Annotated in this window: 16 protein-coding genes; 9 read left to right on the top strand and 7 right to left on the bottom strand. The window is 67.4% G+C overall.

Going from position 1 to position 13,939, the window contains the following annotated elements; translation table 11 throughout:
• Nucleotides 1–112: 112 nt before the first annotated feature.
• A complete protein-coding gene (locus ACJH5R_RS11605; protein WP_406758559.1) occupies nucleotides 113–283 on the bottom strand; it encodes an Ms4527A family Cys-rich leader peptide in 171 nt (56 codons plus the stop codon).
• On the opposite strand from ACJH5R_RS11605, the gene ACJH5R_RS11600 reads away from it, so the two are divergent.
• From ACJH5R_RS11600 to hemW, 3 genes are read left to right on the top strand one after another with little or no spacing between them, the layout of a single operon-like run.
• The gene (locus tag ACJH5R_RS11600; protein ID WP_406758560.1) at nucleotides 269–940 is read left to right on the top strand and encodes a hypothetical protein; all 672 of its coding nucleotides are present in this window, start codon (nucleotides 269–271) and stop codon (nucleotides 938–940) included. The genes ACJH5R_RS11605 and ACJH5R_RS11600 overlap by 15 nt on opposite strands.
• Entirely contained in the window at nucleotides 937–1,332 is a 396-nt protein-coding gene (locus tag ACJH5R_RS11595) for a transglycosylase family protein (protein ID WP_406781977.1), read from the top strand. Before ACJH5R_RS11600 ends, ACJH5R_RS11595 begins: the two co-directional genes overlap by 4 nt.
• Before the next feature lie 50 nt (nucleotides 1,333–1,382).
• Nucleotides 1,383–2,564 carry a radical SAM family heme chaperone HemW gene (hemW, locus tag ACJH5R_RS11590; RefSeq protein WP_406781976.1) on the top strand — a complete coding sequence of 394 codons (1,182 nt, stop codon included), beginning with the start codon at nucleotides 1,383–1,385 and terminating at the stop codon, nucleotides 2,562–2,564.
• A gap of 48 nt (nucleotides 2,565–2,612) precedes the next feature.
• Here hemW and ACJH5R_RS11585 read toward each other — a convergent pair whose 3' ends face one another.
• Nucleotides 2,613–2,885 (bottom strand): hypothetical protein, encoded by a 273-nt coding sequence (locus ACJH5R_RS11585; RefSeq protein WP_406758563.1) that lies wholly within the window; start codon nucleotides 2,883–2,885, stop codon nucleotides 2,613–2,615.
• Nucleotides 2,886–3,401: 516 nt separating this feature from the next.
• Between ACJH5R_RS11585 and ACJH5R_RS11580 the strand changes: the two genes are divergently transcribed.
• The 4 genes from ACJH5R_RS11580 (at nucleotide 3,402) to ACJH5R_RS11565 (ending at nucleotide 6,670) form a co-directional block, all read left to right on the top strand.
• On the top strand, nucleotides 3,402–4,427 hold the full coding sequence (locus ACJH5R_RS11580) for a Rieske 2Fe-2S domain-containing protein (RefSeq protein ID WP_406781975.1): 1,026 nt from the start codon (nucleotides 3,402–3,404) through the stop codon (nucleotides 4,425–4,427).
• Complete coding sequence (locus ACJH5R_RS11575; protein WP_406781974.1) at nucleotides 4,424–4,918, top strand: hemerythrin domain-containing protein; 495 nt, start codon at nucleotides 4,424–4,426, stop codon at nucleotides 4,916–4,918. Before ACJH5R_RS11580 ends, ACJH5R_RS11575 begins: the two co-directional genes overlap by 4 nt.
• A 65-nt stretch (nucleotides 4,919–4,983) precedes the next feature.
• Nucleotides 4,984–6,330, top strand: coding sequence for a salicylate synthase (locus ACJH5R_RS11570; protein ID WP_406781973.1), 1,347 nt, complete (start codon nucleotides 4,984–4,986; stop codon nucleotides 6,328–6,330).
• Nucleotides 6,331–6,400: 70 nt separating this feature from the next.
• Nucleotides 6,401–6,670 (top strand): metal-sensitive transcriptional regulator, encoded by a 270-nt coding sequence (locus tag ACJH5R_RS11565; protein ID WP_406758567.1) that lies wholly within the window; start codon nucleotides 6,401–6,403, stop codon nucleotides 6,668–6,670.
• A gap of 21 nt (nucleotides 6,671–6,691) precedes the next feature.
• Here the strand turns inward: ACJH5R_RS11565 and ACJH5R_RS11560 are convergent, their stop codons facing one another.
• The 5 genes from ACJH5R_RS11560 to ACJH5R_RS11540 all read right to left on the bottom strand — a co-directional run bounded on the left by ACJH5R_RS11560 (nucleotide 6,692) and on the right by ACJH5R_RS11540 (nucleotide 11,920).
• Nucleotides 6,692–7,588, bottom strand: coding sequence for a MerR family transcriptional regulator (locus tag ACJH5R_RS11560; RefSeq protein WP_406758568.1), 897 nt, complete (start codon nucleotides 7,586–7,588; stop codon nucleotides 6,692–6,694).
• Nucleotides 7,585–9,054 carry a flavin-containing monooxygenase gene (locus ACJH5R_RS11555; RefSeq protein ID WP_406758569.1) on the bottom strand — a complete coding sequence of 490 codons (1,470 nt, stop codon included), beginning with the start codon at nucleotides 9,052–9,054 and terminating at the stop codon, nucleotides 7,585–7,587. Before ACJH5R_RS11555 ends, ACJH5R_RS11560 begins: the two co-directional genes overlap by 4 nt.
• 1 nt (nucleotide 9,055) lies before the next feature.
• On the bottom strand, nucleotides 9,056–9,976 hold the full coding sequence (locus ACJH5R_RS11550; protein WP_406758570.1) for a ferritin-like domain-containing protein: 921 nt from the start codon (nucleotides 9,974–9,976) through the stop codon (nucleotides 9,056–9,058).
• A gap of 11 nt (nucleotides 9,977–9,987) precedes the next feature.
• On the bottom strand, nucleotides 9,988–10,845 hold the full coding sequence (locus ACJH5R_RS11545; RefSeq protein ID WP_406758571.1) for an SDR family NAD(P)-dependent oxidoreductase: 858 nt from the start codon (nucleotides 10,843–10,845) through the stop codon (nucleotides 9,988–9,990).
• A 145-nt stretch (nucleotides 10,846–10,990) separates the two neighbouring features.
• Nucleotides 10,991–11,920, bottom strand: a complete 930-nt coding sequence (locus ACJH5R_RS11540; protein ID WP_406758572.1) for a hypothetical protein — start codon at nucleotides 11,918–11,920, stop codon at nucleotides 10,991–10,993.
• A gap of 125 nt (nucleotides 11,921–12,045) precedes the next feature.
• Between ACJH5R_RS11540 and ACJH5R_RS11535 the strand changes: the two genes are divergently transcribed.
• Both ACJH5R_RS11535 and mbtM read left to right on the top strand, forming a co-directional pair.
• Complete coding sequence (locus tag ACJH5R_RS11535; protein ID WP_406758639.1) at nucleotides 12,046–12,354, top strand: acyl carrier protein; 309 nt, start codon at nucleotides 12,046–12,048, stop codon at nucleotides 12,352–12,354.
• Complete coding sequence (gene mbtM / locus ACJH5R_RS11530; RefSeq protein ID WP_406781972.1) at nucleotides 12,351–13,937, top strand: long-chain-fatty acid--ACP ligase MbtM; 1,587 nt, start codon at nucleotides 12,351–12,353, stop codon at nucleotides 13,935–13,937. The genes ACJH5R_RS11535 and mbtM overlap by 4 nt, the downstream gene beginning before the upstream one ends.
• The last annotated feature ends 2 nt before the right edge of the window (nucleotides 13,938–13,939 follow it).

Below are 13,939 nucleotides of genomic sequence, written 5' to 3'. Positions count from 1 at the left end.
GATTCTCCTTCAAAGAGGAGCCGGCGGGATTGAGCGCGGTGCACCGGCAACTGTCTCCGGCGGCGCAGATCCGGCGGCCAGCTGGAAAATACAGGTGGGCGGTTCTACGACATCAAGGCAGACAGCGACAGCTGCAAACACGCTTGAAATCGATATGCCGCCGAGCCACCAAGGCAACCCCGGACGAGGTGCAGTAGGCGGCGGTCACAACGGCGATTATGCCATGGATGCCGAAAATCTTCCTTACCGGCGCAAAGTTGTGATCAGCGTGAGCAAAACTCATCTGGGGCTCGACGCTGCGGCGGTCGGGCCGGGGGAGCGGATCGGAACGGCTCGGGGCTATGCGCCTCGGTACCGGGCCACCGCAGACGGACAGCCGATCGGAAGGCGGGTGGGACAGGTGAGTGTCGACTTCGGATGGGAACCGGTGTGGGAACCACTGCCGGTGGCCGAGCCGCCACCGCGCACGAGCGGCCGTGCCCAGCTGCGCCGCTGGCTGGCAGTGGCGACGTTGACGGCCACGGTCGGTTGCGGCGGATGGCTGGCGGTCCAGCATTACCAAACCCACCTCGCCGGTGAGCAGGCTCTTGCGGCCGCCGAGGCATATGTGTTGCGGCTGAGCAACATCGACGCCGACAACATCGATCGTAATTTTGCCGACATCACCGACGGATCGACCGGCGAGTTCCGGACCATGCACACCCGTTCCAGCGTGACGCTGCGTCAGCAACTGATCGACAGCAAGGCGACGGCGCGCGGGAACGTCGCCGAGGCGGTGCTGAAGTCCGCCGACCGGAATCACGCCGTGGTGGTGCTTCTGGTCGACCAGGCTGTGCGTAACGCCGACAACCCCGAACCCGTGCTCGATCACAGCCGGATCCGAATGACCATGGACAAGGTCGACGGTCGCTGGCTGGCCAGCAAGGTGGAGTTGGTATGAGGAAGTTCACAGCGCTTACGGCGGGTGTGCTGCTGGTCGGCGCCGCCGAATTGTCCGGCTCGGCCAGCGCCGACCCGATCGACTGGGAAGCGATCGCCCGCTGCGAATCCGGCGGGAACTGGACAGCCGATACCGGCGACGGTGGCTACGGCGGGTTGCAGATCAGCGTCGCGGATTGGGGCGACAACGGCGGCGTGGGACTGCCCTCGCAGGCGTCGGCACAACAGCAGATCGCCGTCGCCAAGCGCATCATGGCCAACCGCGGCCCTGGGGCATGGGCGGGATGCGTGTCGCGTGGCGACGCCGCCGGTACTGCGCCGGTCGGGTCACTGACCCACTACGTGTCCACGCTGGACGCGGACACGCCGGTGACCGGCGGGCCATCGGACTGAGGGGTTGACGCCACGGCGCCGCCCGCGGCGCCGTGGGATGATCGGGCCCCATGACATCCACCCCGACTGCGGTAGCGCTGCCCGACGTGGCGCCGGCCCGGCGCGGCCACGACGGCCCGTTCGGCGTGTATGTGCACGTGCCGTTCTGTTTCACCCGGTGCGGCTACTGCGACTTCAACACCTACACCCCGGCGGAACTCGGCGGCGCGAACCCCGACGCCTGGGTGGCTGCGCTGGGGAAGGAACTGGAACTGGCGGCGGCCCGGCTGGGCGGCCAGCCGGCCGACACGGTTTTCGTCGGGGGCGGCACACCGTCGCTGCTGGGCGGGGCGCGGCTGGCGCGCGTGCTCGACCATGTTCGCGAGCACTTCAGACTGGCCGACGACGCCGAGGTCACCACCGAGGCGAACCCGGAGTCGACGTCGCCGGAGTTCTTTGAATCGATCCGCGCCGCGGGGTACACCCGGGTCTCGCTGGGCATGCAGTCGGTGTCGCCGCGCGTGCTGGCCACCCTGGACCGGATCCATTCGCCGGGCCGGCCCGTGGCGGCCGCCCGCGAGGCGCGGGCCGCGGGCTTCGAGCACCTCAATATCGACCTGATCTACGGCACCCCCGGCGAGACCGATGACGATCTGCTGCGGTCGGTGGACGCCGCGCTGGAGGCGGGAGTGGATCACGTCTCGGCCTACAGCCTGATCGTGGAGGACGGCACCGCACTGGCCCGTCGGGTCCGGCGCGGGGAACTACCCGCTCCCGAGGGTGATGTGGCGGCACACCGCTACGAGCTGGTCGACAGCCGGCTGCGAGCGGCCGGGATGGACTGGTACGAGGTGTCCAACTGGAGCCGGCCCGGCGCAGCCTGTCGGCACAACGTGGGCTACTGGGCCGGCGGCCGATGGTGGGGCGCCGGACCGGGCGCGCACAGCTACGACGGCGCCCTGCGCTGGTGGAACGTCAAGCACCCGAACACGTACGCGCAACTGTTGGGGGACAACGCCCTGCCGGTGGCCGGCTTCGAAGAACTCTCCGTCGCCGACCGGCACACCGAGGACGTGATGTTGCGACTGCGGATGCGCGACGGGCTGGCGCTGGCGGTTCTGGATGCCGAGGAGCGCGAGCGCGCCGCAACCGCGATAGCCGACGGACTGCTGTACCTCGACGGTGAGCGGCTGGTGCTGACCGATCACGGCCGGCTGTTGGCCGACGCGGTGGTGCGTTCGCTGCTGGGCTAGCGGCGATCGCGAGCGCGGCGGGTCGCCGCCAATTGGTTCAGCGGCGGGTTAGCCGCTGAACCAGCCGCGGCCGCCGTCCCAGCTGCCGCAGATGCCGTTGAAGCAGCCGTGGCCGAAACCACCCTGGCCGGGGACAAAGCCGCCGCAGCCCTGCCAACCGGCGTCATGGCCACAGCCGCCGCCTCCGCCGTTGCCGTCCGGGCCGCCGGAACCGTGCGGTTGGGCGACCGCGGTCTGGCCGGGCGTGCCCGCCGAGCCGGTCATCAGCATCACGCCTGTCGGGGCTGCGGCGATTGCCGCGGCGGCTGTCGCTACGAACATCGATCCCACGAGTTTGCGAATACTTAGCATGACTCCATAGTCCGCACGGATGTCGGCGTTGCCAACCTTTGTGTGAGGACTGATACCGAATCGTGAACGCCTGTTACGCGTCACTGCAATCTCGTCGCAGCGGCCGGCGCCACTCATCCGCTGGCCGGTCCGGCAACTAAGGCGGAAACCGCAGATACGGTTTGAGTGGTACTTCGACATGTCGGCGTTGTGCACCGGAAATGCGTTGCCAACATATTCACAGCAATCTTACCTTGGCGTTGCAAGGTCCGCCTCGCGGTGCGCGGAATGGTGGCTGCAGGAGCACTAATCACAATGGTAAACAATGGTTTTTGGGTAGCTGCGACGCGTAGCGCCGGTCCGGCTGGCATCGAGCTAGGAGCGTAGGCAGCAATATCGTAATCCGTTACTTGTAGGAAATCGTACATGCGGATACGCTCCCGGTTGTAGCTCCGCAAACGAGGCCCAACACATGGCGTAGCCGGGGGCAGATGGAGGACCGACGGGATGGCAGTTCAACGGGCGCGAGGCGCCGCGGACCGGGCGCACGGAGCCGGCGGGCGAGTGCTGGAGATTCTCGGTCGACAGGAGTGGATGGACCGGCCCAGCTACCGGCTGGAGAACGTATTGAGCTTCGCATTCAATGCCTTCGGCGGGGCCCGGACCCGGGTGACCAACTTCTTGAACGGTGTGTGGCTGGGTCACCCGGTACATCCGCCGTTGGCATCGCTGACCACCGGTGCCATCGGAACAACCGTTGCCCTGGATGCGCTGAGTCTGCTGCCGAGCAAGTCCGCGACAGAAGTGCTTGACGCGTCGCGATTCGCCCAGCGCGCCCTGGGGCTGGGGATTGCGGCCAACTTCGCTTCCGCGGCCACCGGGGTGACCGACTGGCAGCACACCCACGACAAGGATCGGCGTATCGGGCTGGTGCACGGCGTGCTGAATCTCGTCGCCACGGGTCTGTACATCCAGTCCTGGCGGGACCGGCGCCGCGGCCGGCAACTGCGCGGCATCGTGACCAGTGCGGTCGGCTATGGCATCACCTCCGCCAGCGGATTCCTGGGCGGTGCGCTGGTGTTCGGCTCCGGAATCGGCATCGATCAGTCCGGTGATCGGCTGCGCATCGACAACTGGACACCGGTGCTTCCGGAGGCGGAGCTCCCGGCCGGCAAGAAGCCCAAGCGCATCGACGTCGACGGCGTCGCGGTGGTGCTGTGCCGCAACGGCGACAGCGTCTCGGCGTTCGCCGGACTGTGCCCGCACCTGGCCGCGCCGATGGAAGACGGCTGGGTGGACCGCGGCAGGATCGTGTGCCCGTGGCACGGCTCGCAGTTCGACGTGGAAACCGGTGCGGTGCTGCGCGGACCGTCTGCCGCGCCGCTGCCCTGCTACCAGGCGCGGGTGCGTGACGGGATGGTTGAGCTGCGCGACGGCGCGGTGACACCCCTTGGTGAGGGCCGGGTCAAATATCTCGCCCCGCAGACCCTGGAGTGCCCCGAAATCGCTGAACAGAAGGAGATCGCACAATGAGTGACGCCTACACCGTCTTGCGGGACCATCACAACGTGCTGCGCGGGTTGGGCGGCCGGTTGAAAGCCGCTCCCGTCGGCTCGGCCGAGCGGCAGCAGACCCTCGATACCTTGCTGCGCGAGTTCACCATCCATATGAAGATCGAGGACGACATCTACTATCCGGCGCTGGCGGCCGCGAGCAAGCTGATCGCGATCGCACACGCCGAGCATCGACAGATCTACGACCAGCTCGCGGTGGCATTGCGGACGCCGAGCAGCTCACCGCGGTATGTGGACGAGTGGAATTCCTTCCTCACCGTCCTGGAGGCGCACGCCGACGAAGAGGAGCGCGACCTGGTGCCTCCGCCGGCGCCGGTCGACCTGACCGACGCGGAGCTGGAGGACCTGGGCAATCGGATGGCCGCGGAGATGGAGCGGCAGCGCAATTCCAAGTTCGAGCAGCTGCACGTGAAAGCGCGAGCGAGACTGCTGGCCCTGCTGCCCGGCTGAGGTTGCGCGCGCGTTCGCGGGGCGAGGCGCACGTCACTTAGTAGGTTAGGCTACATTTACTAATTGTGTCCGAGGTCGGTGTCGAAACAGTCTCCGAAGCTGCGTCGTCGGTGCCGTTGCCGCCGGGCGTCGAACCGGCCGATCTGGCTGCCGCGCTGGCCGCGGAACTGCCTGAACATGACGGTCAGGAGTACCTGCTCTACGAGCGTGGTGGAAGTTGGACGCTGGCCGCCGGCGTGCGTGCCGCCGTCGAGCTGGACAGCGACGAGTTGCGCACAGTCCGCGACGGGGTGGTGCGTCGCGAACACTGGCGGGGCCGACCGGCTGCAGTCCTCGGTGAGGCAGTGGACCGGTTGTTGCTCGAGGCCGCTGAGGTATTCGGCTGGGTGGCTTTCGAATTCGGGAGCTACCGCTTCGGACTGCAGGACCGGTTGGCGCCGGGAACCGCACTGGCGCGGGTGTTCTGGCCGCAGACCCGCATCGTCGTCACCGCCGAGAAAGTCGAGCTCTTCGGGCACAGTGACCGGGCGGTCGGGGTGCTGGAGCGCCTGTTGGCCGACGGAGTCCCCGCGCTGGCGGAGCCGTCGCCGATCGTGGTCGACGCGGACGGCGCCGGCTATCGCGATCGGGTGGCGACCGCGGTCGAGGAGATCCGTGCCGGCGGCTACCGCAAGGTGATCCTGTCGCGCTGCGTCGACGTGCCGTTCGCGCTGGACTTCCCGTCGACCTACCGGCTGGGCCGGCGGCACAACACCCCGGCTCGGTCATTCTTGTTGCGGTTGGGCGGGATTAGGGCGCTCGGGTACAGCCCGGAGCTGGTGGCCGAGGTGCGCGGCGACGGCGTGGTGGTCACCGAGCCGCTGGCCGGGACGCGTGCACGCACCGGTGATCCCGCGATCGACGCGGCGGTCCGAGCCGAGCTGGAATCCGATGCCAAGGAGATCGTGGAGCACGCGATCTCGGTTCGCACCTCGGTGGACGAGATCACCGAGATCGCCGAGCCCGGCACCACCGTCGTCGCCGATTTCATGACCGTCCGAGAGCGGGGGAGTGTCCAGCATCTGGGGTCGACGGTGCGCGGCCGGCTGGATCCCGCCCGGGATCGGATGGATGCCCTCGAGGCGCTGTTCCCCGCGGTCACGGCGTCGGGAATTCCCAAATCGGCCGGCATCGACGCCATCCTGCGGCTCGACGAGTGCCCGCGAGGGCTGTACTCCGGTGCGGTGGTGATGTTCTCGGCGGACGGCGGCCTCGATGCCGCGTTGACGCTGCGGGCGGCCTACGAAGGCGGCGGGCGCTGCTGGCTGCGGGCCGGAGCGGGTGTCATCGCCGAGTCACGGCCCGAGCGGGAATTCGAGGAGACCTGCGAGAAGCTGGCCACCCTGGCGCCGTATCTGATCGCCGAGCGCTGAATCCGCCGCCCCACTCCCGGAGTGAGATACCCTATAGGGTATAACAGGCGGCTCGGGGAGAGGACCTCACGTGCTTGATGACGAAGACAGCGTCAAGTCGGTATTGAACCGGTTGCGCCGTGCGCACGGCCAGCTCGCCGGGGTGATCGCGATGATCGAAGGCGGCCGCGACTGCAAGGACGTGGTCACCCAGCTTGCCGCGGTCTCGCGGGCGCTGGACCGAGCTGGCTTCAAGATCGTCGCCAGTGGACTTCGCGAATGCCTGTCCGGTGAATCCGCCAACGGTAAGGCGCCGCTCACCGAGGACGAGCTCGAGAAGCTGTTCCTCGCCCTGGCCTAGCGGCATCGTACGCGGCGTGGGTCACTGCAGCAGCGACTCGGTGAGCAGGCCGCTGACCATCGACTCGATGGTCGATTCGATCGACGAGGCCAGGGTGGCGGTCACTGATGCGACGGCCTGGGTGCGGAACCGCACCAGCATGCCGATCAGTTCGGCGATCTCGGTGTCGGCCGGCAGGGGCGCACCGGGCTGGATCCGGGTCAGGACGTGCTCGGCGCCGGCTCGCACCAACATCTGGCTGATCGCGTCGATGTGCGGCAATGACTGCTCGTAGAGGTCGATGAGCTTGTCGATGGCAATGCCGTAGCCGCGGACCTCGTTGAACGCATCGATCAGCTTGGGCCTGGTTATGGTGGCCACGGCGTCGGCCTCGTTGAGGCGGACCACCCCGAGCGCCACCAGTCGCCGCATCGCCGGCGGGTCGCCGATTCGCCGCTCGGCCTCCGCGCGCGGCATGGTCTCGGGCCGTTCGGTGGTCCAGCTACCGGCGATCGCGCTTTCCAATCCCAGGATGTCGCCGAGGTCCTTGCCCTGCTCCCAGGCGCCGATCATCTCTTTGACGTGCGCGATGGTGTAGCCGCGGTCGAGCATCGAGGTGATCAGCCGCAGCCGGGTCAGGTGAGTGTCGTTGTACAACGCGATCCGCCCGACCCGTCGCGGCGGCGGCAGCAGATCCCGGTCCCGGTACACCCGTACGTTGCGGGTGGTGGTGCCGCCCAATCGGGCCAGGTCGTCGATCCGGTATTCGCGCGATGCCGTGTTGCCGCCCGGATGGCGCACCACGATCTCGAAGAGCTGGGTCACCGCGGCCTCGATCACCTCGCGGGACTCGCGCCGCACTCGGCGGGGGACCCGCCGCAGATTGGCCAGCACCCCGGCGATGGAGTCGGGCTTGGCGGGACGATCCGGTCCGGTCATGCCACCGCGTGGTAGTCGGAGAGGCGGAAACTGCGCATCTGCCGAAGATACTGCGTTGCGAACCCCGGGTACATCGACGCGTTGAAACCGTCCTCGGTCAGATACCAGCTGCGACATCCCGACATCCAGGTCGTCTTACCCAGTCGCCGCTGAATCTGCTCGTTATGGCGCCGTTGTACATCGTCACGCACGTCCAGGTAGCGCAGGCGCCGCCCGCGGATCGCACCGATGGCACGCACCACATAGTCGATCTGGCCTTCGACGTAGACCAGCAGGGAGTTGTGGCCCGGCCCGGAGTTGGGGCCGGTCATGAAGAACAGGTTCGGGTAGCCGTGGGCCTGAATGCTCTTGAAGGCCTGGCCGCCGCCGCTCCAGTCCGCGGCCAGTGAGCGGCCGCCCAGCCCGGTGACCGGAAACGGCGGGCCGGTCAGGTGCACGTCGTAGCCGGTCGCGAACACAATGGCGTCCAGGTGGTGCTCCACGCCGTCGCTGGTGCGGATGCCCGACGGGCTGAGCGTGGCGATCGGCCAGGCGATCAGCTTGCAATTGTCACGCTGCAGCGCCGGGTAGTAGTCGCTGGAGATCAGCATGCGCTTGCAGCCGGGGGTGAAGTCCGGGGTGAGTTGGCGACGCAACCAGGGATCTTTGACCGTTGCGCGTAGGTGGGCTTTGCCCAGTTGGGCCACCAGGCCGGTGAGCGGAGTGTTCCACACCAGTGCGGTGGCGCTAGCCTCGTGCCCCCAGAACAGCGCCTGGCGGGCAAGCTGCTGGGCGGCAGGGACTTTGGCGAACAGATCCTGGACCGCGGCCGGCATGGCCATGTCCAGGCGGGGGATCACCCAGCCCGGAGTGCGCTGAAAGACCTTGACGAATCCAGCTTGTTCGACCAGCTCCGGGATGATCTGCACCGCACTGGCGCCGGTGCCGATGACCGCAACCCGCTTGCCGGTGAAGTCGTAGTCGTGATCCCAGCGTGCGCTGTGGATCTTGTGGCCGGTGTAGCTCTTCAGACCGCGCAGGGCCGGGAGGCTGGAATCCGGCAGCGGCCCGGATGCCAGCACCACGGTGCGGGCCCGAAACTTCGTGCGCCCGGCCGACACCGTCCACACGCCGTCGCCCTCATCGAAAGTCAGTCCGGTGACCTCGGTGCCGAACCGGATGTGGCGGCGCAGGTCGAACCGGTCGACCATGTCCTCGATGTGCGCACAGATCTCACTGGCCGAGGGGTAGGCCCTCGACCACGCGGGGTTGGTGACGAACGAGAAGGAATACAGCAGCGACGGAATATCGCACGCCGCACCGGGATAGCGGGTGTCGCGCCAGGTGCCGCCGACCCGGTCGCTGCGCTCCAGGATGACGATCTCGTCGGGTCCGGCGAGGCCGGCCTCCGCCAGCTTGATCGCCGCGCCGATCCCGGTGAACCCGGCGCCCACGATCAGCGTCTGGTAGATGTGCGCGCGCGCCATGTCAGGCCGCCGGTTCGTGGGTGAGCTCTTTGAACCAGCTCGGGATGGGCTTGAGCAGTCGTTTGGGGTACAAGCCGGAGAGCCACACCGCCGGGTTGGCCAGCAGGTGATAGGGGCTGTCCGGGTTGGCCATCCAGCCCGAGTAGCGCTTGATCACCTGGTAGGCCGGCACCCGCCGGGTGTGTTCGCCTCGTTCGCCGAACTGCGTAAAACGCATCAGCGCCGCGTAGAGCCGCTGGGGATCCAGTCCCATGCCGATGACCTCGTTGCGAATCCGGTTGAGCAGCGGGACCGAGATCAGCGCGCCGACGATCAGTGAGGGGGAGGCTACGGTGCCGACGAACTCGATGGCCAGCCTGCGGGCGTCGGCGTGGCCGATCAGCTCCAGCACCTCGAAATCAACGGCGATGTGCCGGGATTCGTCGTTGTTGATCTTCTCGAACACCTGATGACAGACCGGGTCATCGACCTCGTCGAGCAGAAACTTGAGCAGGGCGCCGTCAAGTGCCACTTCCAGCATCGGGATCACCGTGCCCAGCACCGACAGCGGCAGGTCGTCGGAGTAGTCGTCGAGCCATTGCATCGCCAACCGGATATTCACATTGGGCTCGGGCATCTCGCCGTCTTCGAGCATGCCCCAGCGCTTCATCAGCGCCAGTTCGGCGTTGGCGTGGCGTTGCTCCTCGGCATGAAAGTAGCGGTAGATCTCGGCCAGCGTTGCGGTGGGCGCCTTGCGTGCCATGGCCGCAAAGCCGCGGGCGCCGATGTTCTCGATCCAGCACAGGTCGGCCATGAACTTCTTGAGCTTCGGCGCCATCTCGGGACGGATCAGCTCGGCTCCCGGTGCGTCCCAGTCGATATCGGCCAGCGCCCATTGCCGATCCTTGATCTTGGTGAGCATGACGTCCATGTCGAGAGCCATCGTGATCTCCTTTAGTCGGACCTACCTGGGAATGCCGCACTGGCACGGAATGCCAGTCCGATGGTTCGGGTGAATGTCTCCGGTGCGAAACGTTTGATGTTCCAACCGATCTTGGCGTCCAGTTGCGGCATGCAGTACAGCCCGCCGCGGTCGTGGGTGTCCAGGCAGTCGCGGGCAACGCGCCCAGCGGAGAGCCCGGTCCAGCGCATCAGCAGGTTCGCCGCCTCGCTGGATTGGGCGGTGATCCGGCCGGATTCGACGATGTTGGTCTTGACGAACGTCGGGCACAGCACGGTGACACCGATGCCGGTACCGGACAGCTCGGCCGCCAAGGTCTCCGACAGCGAGAGCACGCCCGCCTTGCTGACGTTGTAGGCCGCCATTTCCGGGGCGGCGCCGAACGATGCGGCGGAGGCGACGTTGATGATGCCGCGAGGCTGATCGGGTACTGCCTCCCGAAGGATCGGGGTGAAGACGTGGCAGCCGTGGATGGGGCCCCACAGGTTGATGCCCAGCGTCCAGTTCCAGTCATCCATCGGCATCTCGCCGATCGGTTGCCCGCCGGCTCCGACGCCGGCGTTGTTGATCACCAGGGTGGGGGCGTGGCCGAACCAGGACTGTGCGGCCTCGGCTAGCGCGGTGACCTCGTCGAGCCGCGAGACGTCGCAGTGCACGGTGGTGGCGCGGCCGCCCGCGCCGGTGATGGCCGCGGCGGTGCCCTGGGCGGCGTCATCGTCGATATCGCTGCAGACCACGGCGCTGCCGCGGCGGGCGAGTTCGATGGCGAAGGCGGCTCCGATGCCGCTTCCGGCGCCGGTCACGACGGCGGAGGCCCCGTGGCTGCGTTTGGGCGATCGGCCAAGGATCATGTGACTGAGTCAACAGTCAATGGTGCCATTAGTCAATGGCAATGTTTAGAGCCGGGCTCGGGCGCGTGGCGGCCCGAACCCGGCTCTGCTGCCGCGCGAGCGCTGGGATCGCCAGCGCTCGCGCGAGACAGGTGGTGCGGTACTGCTAGTTGAACAGGCTGTCGAGCCAGCCGAAGTCGAGCAGGCTGGCAGCGGCAGCCGCGTCGCCCGGGTCGACGTCCACCTCGGGCACCGGGATGGTCGAGGTCAACGCGTCGGCGAACTTGCCCGGCAGGAAGTCGAGGAAGTACGACAAGGTGCCGTTCTCGGTAAGCAGGCCCCACCACTGGCCGGTGTCTTCGCCGGTCTCGGAGTCCCAGGTGATGTAACCGTTGAGCAGTGCGTCGAACGGGTCCTGCAACGTGTGCTCCACACCGTCCGGCACGCCGGTCAGGTTCTCCGACAGCGCGAACGCGAAACCGGTAAGCGGTTCGATGAAGTACTTGGCGGTGGTCTTCCAGAAGTTGAAGTCGCCGAAGATTTCCTGCACGGCCGCCCAAACATTGGTCAGGTCCGCGCCGATGCCCATCACGCCGGGTACGAACTCGCCGGTGCCACGCACAGTGTGGTCGAAGAGCGGCTGGAAGATCCCGTTCAAGTTGTACAGCATGTCGTTGTTGAGCAGGTTCCAGGCGTTGAGGAAGTCGCCCTGCTGGAGGAACTCAGCGACCTGCGGGAGCAGGGTCTCCAGGCCGATGACCCGGCCTCCGCCGGACCACATGACCTCGAGGCCATCCAGCACGCCGTTGAAGCTGTTGCTGGTGGTCTCGCCGTAGTAGCTGCCCAGCTCACCGAGGGCCGTGAAGACCGGGTTCGGGCCCGTGAGCAGGTCCATGATGTGGTCGAGGTTTTCGCCAGTGGTGGCGGTGAGCTCGACCGCGGTCTGCTGGGCGGCCGCGCTGATCATCGGGACGATCGGGTTGACGGCGATCACGCCGGCGCCGGCCAGGGCGACGCCCGCGGCCAGCAGGCCCGTGGCGCGCGCGTTAGATACGGTGCCGCGGTCGGTCGAACCGGCGGCCAGGGCGAGCTGCATTGCTTCTCCTTATCGTGACCTCATCTGATGTGAGGTTCCTGTCTATGTAGAACGCAGGGCAACGTTAACCATAAGAGCAAACATCAGGCAAGCCTTGCCTTACCCTAAGTGTCGGGAGTCACAAGATAGGGCAAGCTAACCTTAGTTCGCGGTTTGGTGTAGCGTCCCTGGGCATGAGCGCTTCATCCCCCGATGCCATCAACGCCGCGCTGCGCGAGATCTTGCGAGACGACCTGCAGGTCGATCTCAACCGCGTGACTCCGGAGTCGCGGCTGGTGGATGACGTCGGACTCGACTCGGTGGCCTTCGCCATCGGCATGGTCGCCATTGAGGATCGTCTGGGTGTCGCGCTGTCTGAGGAAGACCTGTTGAACTGTGACACGGTCGGGGACCTTGAGGCCGCCATTCGGGCGAAAGCCCCTGCCGACGCGTGAGCGTGCTGGCCGGCGCCCTGACCCGGGCGATGACCGGGTCGGAACACGATCTGGTGGTCTTTGACTCCGACGCCGGAGCATGGGATCGCCACCCGTGGCAGCAGGTGCACGCTCGGGCCGAAAGCGTGGCCGCCCGGATCCTTGACGGCGACGACGACGGGGCTGTCGGGCTGGTCGGTGAGCCGACCGCAGACCTGATCGCGGCGATTCAGGGCGCCTGGTTGGCCGGCCGCAGCATCTCGATCTTGCCCGGACCGGTCCGCGGTGCCGATCCCCAGCAATGGGCACAGGCGACACTGGATCGCTTCCACGGCATTGGGGTCCGCACCGTGCTGAGCCACGGATCGGTATTGGAGTTGCTGCGCTCCGAGGCGATCGGTCGCAGCCTGGCGGTGGCGGACGTTGCCGCCGCCGCCGGCACAGATCGCTCGGTCAACCCGGTCACCTCGGGCGCCGATGTGCCCGCGGTATTGCAGGGCACCGCTGGGTCCACCGGTAGCCCGCGCACCGCCCAGCTGTCGCCGGCCGCGGTGCTGGCGAACGTTTCCGGATTGAGCACGCACGTCGGCGTGGATCCGGCGAACGACGTCGGCTGCAGCTGGCTGCCGCTCTATCACGACATGGGGCTGACCTTCCTGCTCAGCGCCGCGCTGACCGGCTCGGAACAGTGGTTGGCGCCCACCGCGGCGTTCGCCGCCTCGCCGTTCCGGTGGCTCAGCTGGCTGCATGACAGCCGGGCCACCATGACCGCCGCACCCAACTTCGCCTACAGCGTGATCGGCAAATACGCCCGACGAGTCCCCGAAGTGGACCTGGGCCGGCTGCGGGTCGCCATCAACGGGGGCGAACCGGTCGACTGCACGGGGTTGGAGCGTTTCGTCACCGAACTCGGCAAGTTCGGCCTCGCCCCCGGTGCTCTCATGCCGTCGTACGGTTTGGCCGAAGCCACCTGCGCAGTGACCGCGCCACGGCCAGGCGCCGGCCTGCAGTATGACGAACTCATCGGCGCGGCGGGCGAAGACGATCAGGCCGTACGCAGACATGCGGTGCTCGGTGAGCCGATTCCGGGGATGCAGGTCCGCATCAGTCCGGTGGCCGAGCGCCACGACGAGCTGCCGCAACGCGAAGTCGGCGAGATCGAGATCCGCGGAACCTCGATGATGTCGGGCTACTTCGGCCAGCCGGCGCTGGGACCGGACGCCTGGTTCGCCACCGGCGACCTCGGCTACTTCACCGACGCCGGCCTGGTGGTCTGTGGCCGGGCCAAGGAGATCATCTCGATCGCCGGGCGCAACGTGTTTCCCACCGAGATCGAGCGGGTCGCCGCCGAGGTGCGAGGTGTCCGCGAGGGCGCGGTGGTCGCGGTCGGCACCGACGGACTCCGCCCGGGACTGGTGATCGCCGCTGAGTTCCGTGGCCGTGACGAGGCCGGCGCGCGTGCCGACCTGATCTCCCGGGTGGCCTCGCAGTGCGGGGTGGTGCCCTCAGATGTGGTGTTCCTGGCGCCGGGATCGCTGCCCCGGACGTCGTCGGGGAAGCTGCGGCGACTCGAGGTCAAACGCAACATGGAGGTTTTGAAGTGACT

This window comes from Mycobacterium sp. SMC-19, assembly GCF_045310815.1.
Taxonomy (GTDB): domain Bacteria; phylum Actinomycetota; class Actinomycetes; order Mycobacteriales; family Mycobacteriaceae; genus Mycobacterium.
The sequence above is the reverse complement of the archived record's forward strand: the minus strand, read 5'-3'. Positions and strand labels throughout refer to the sequence as shown.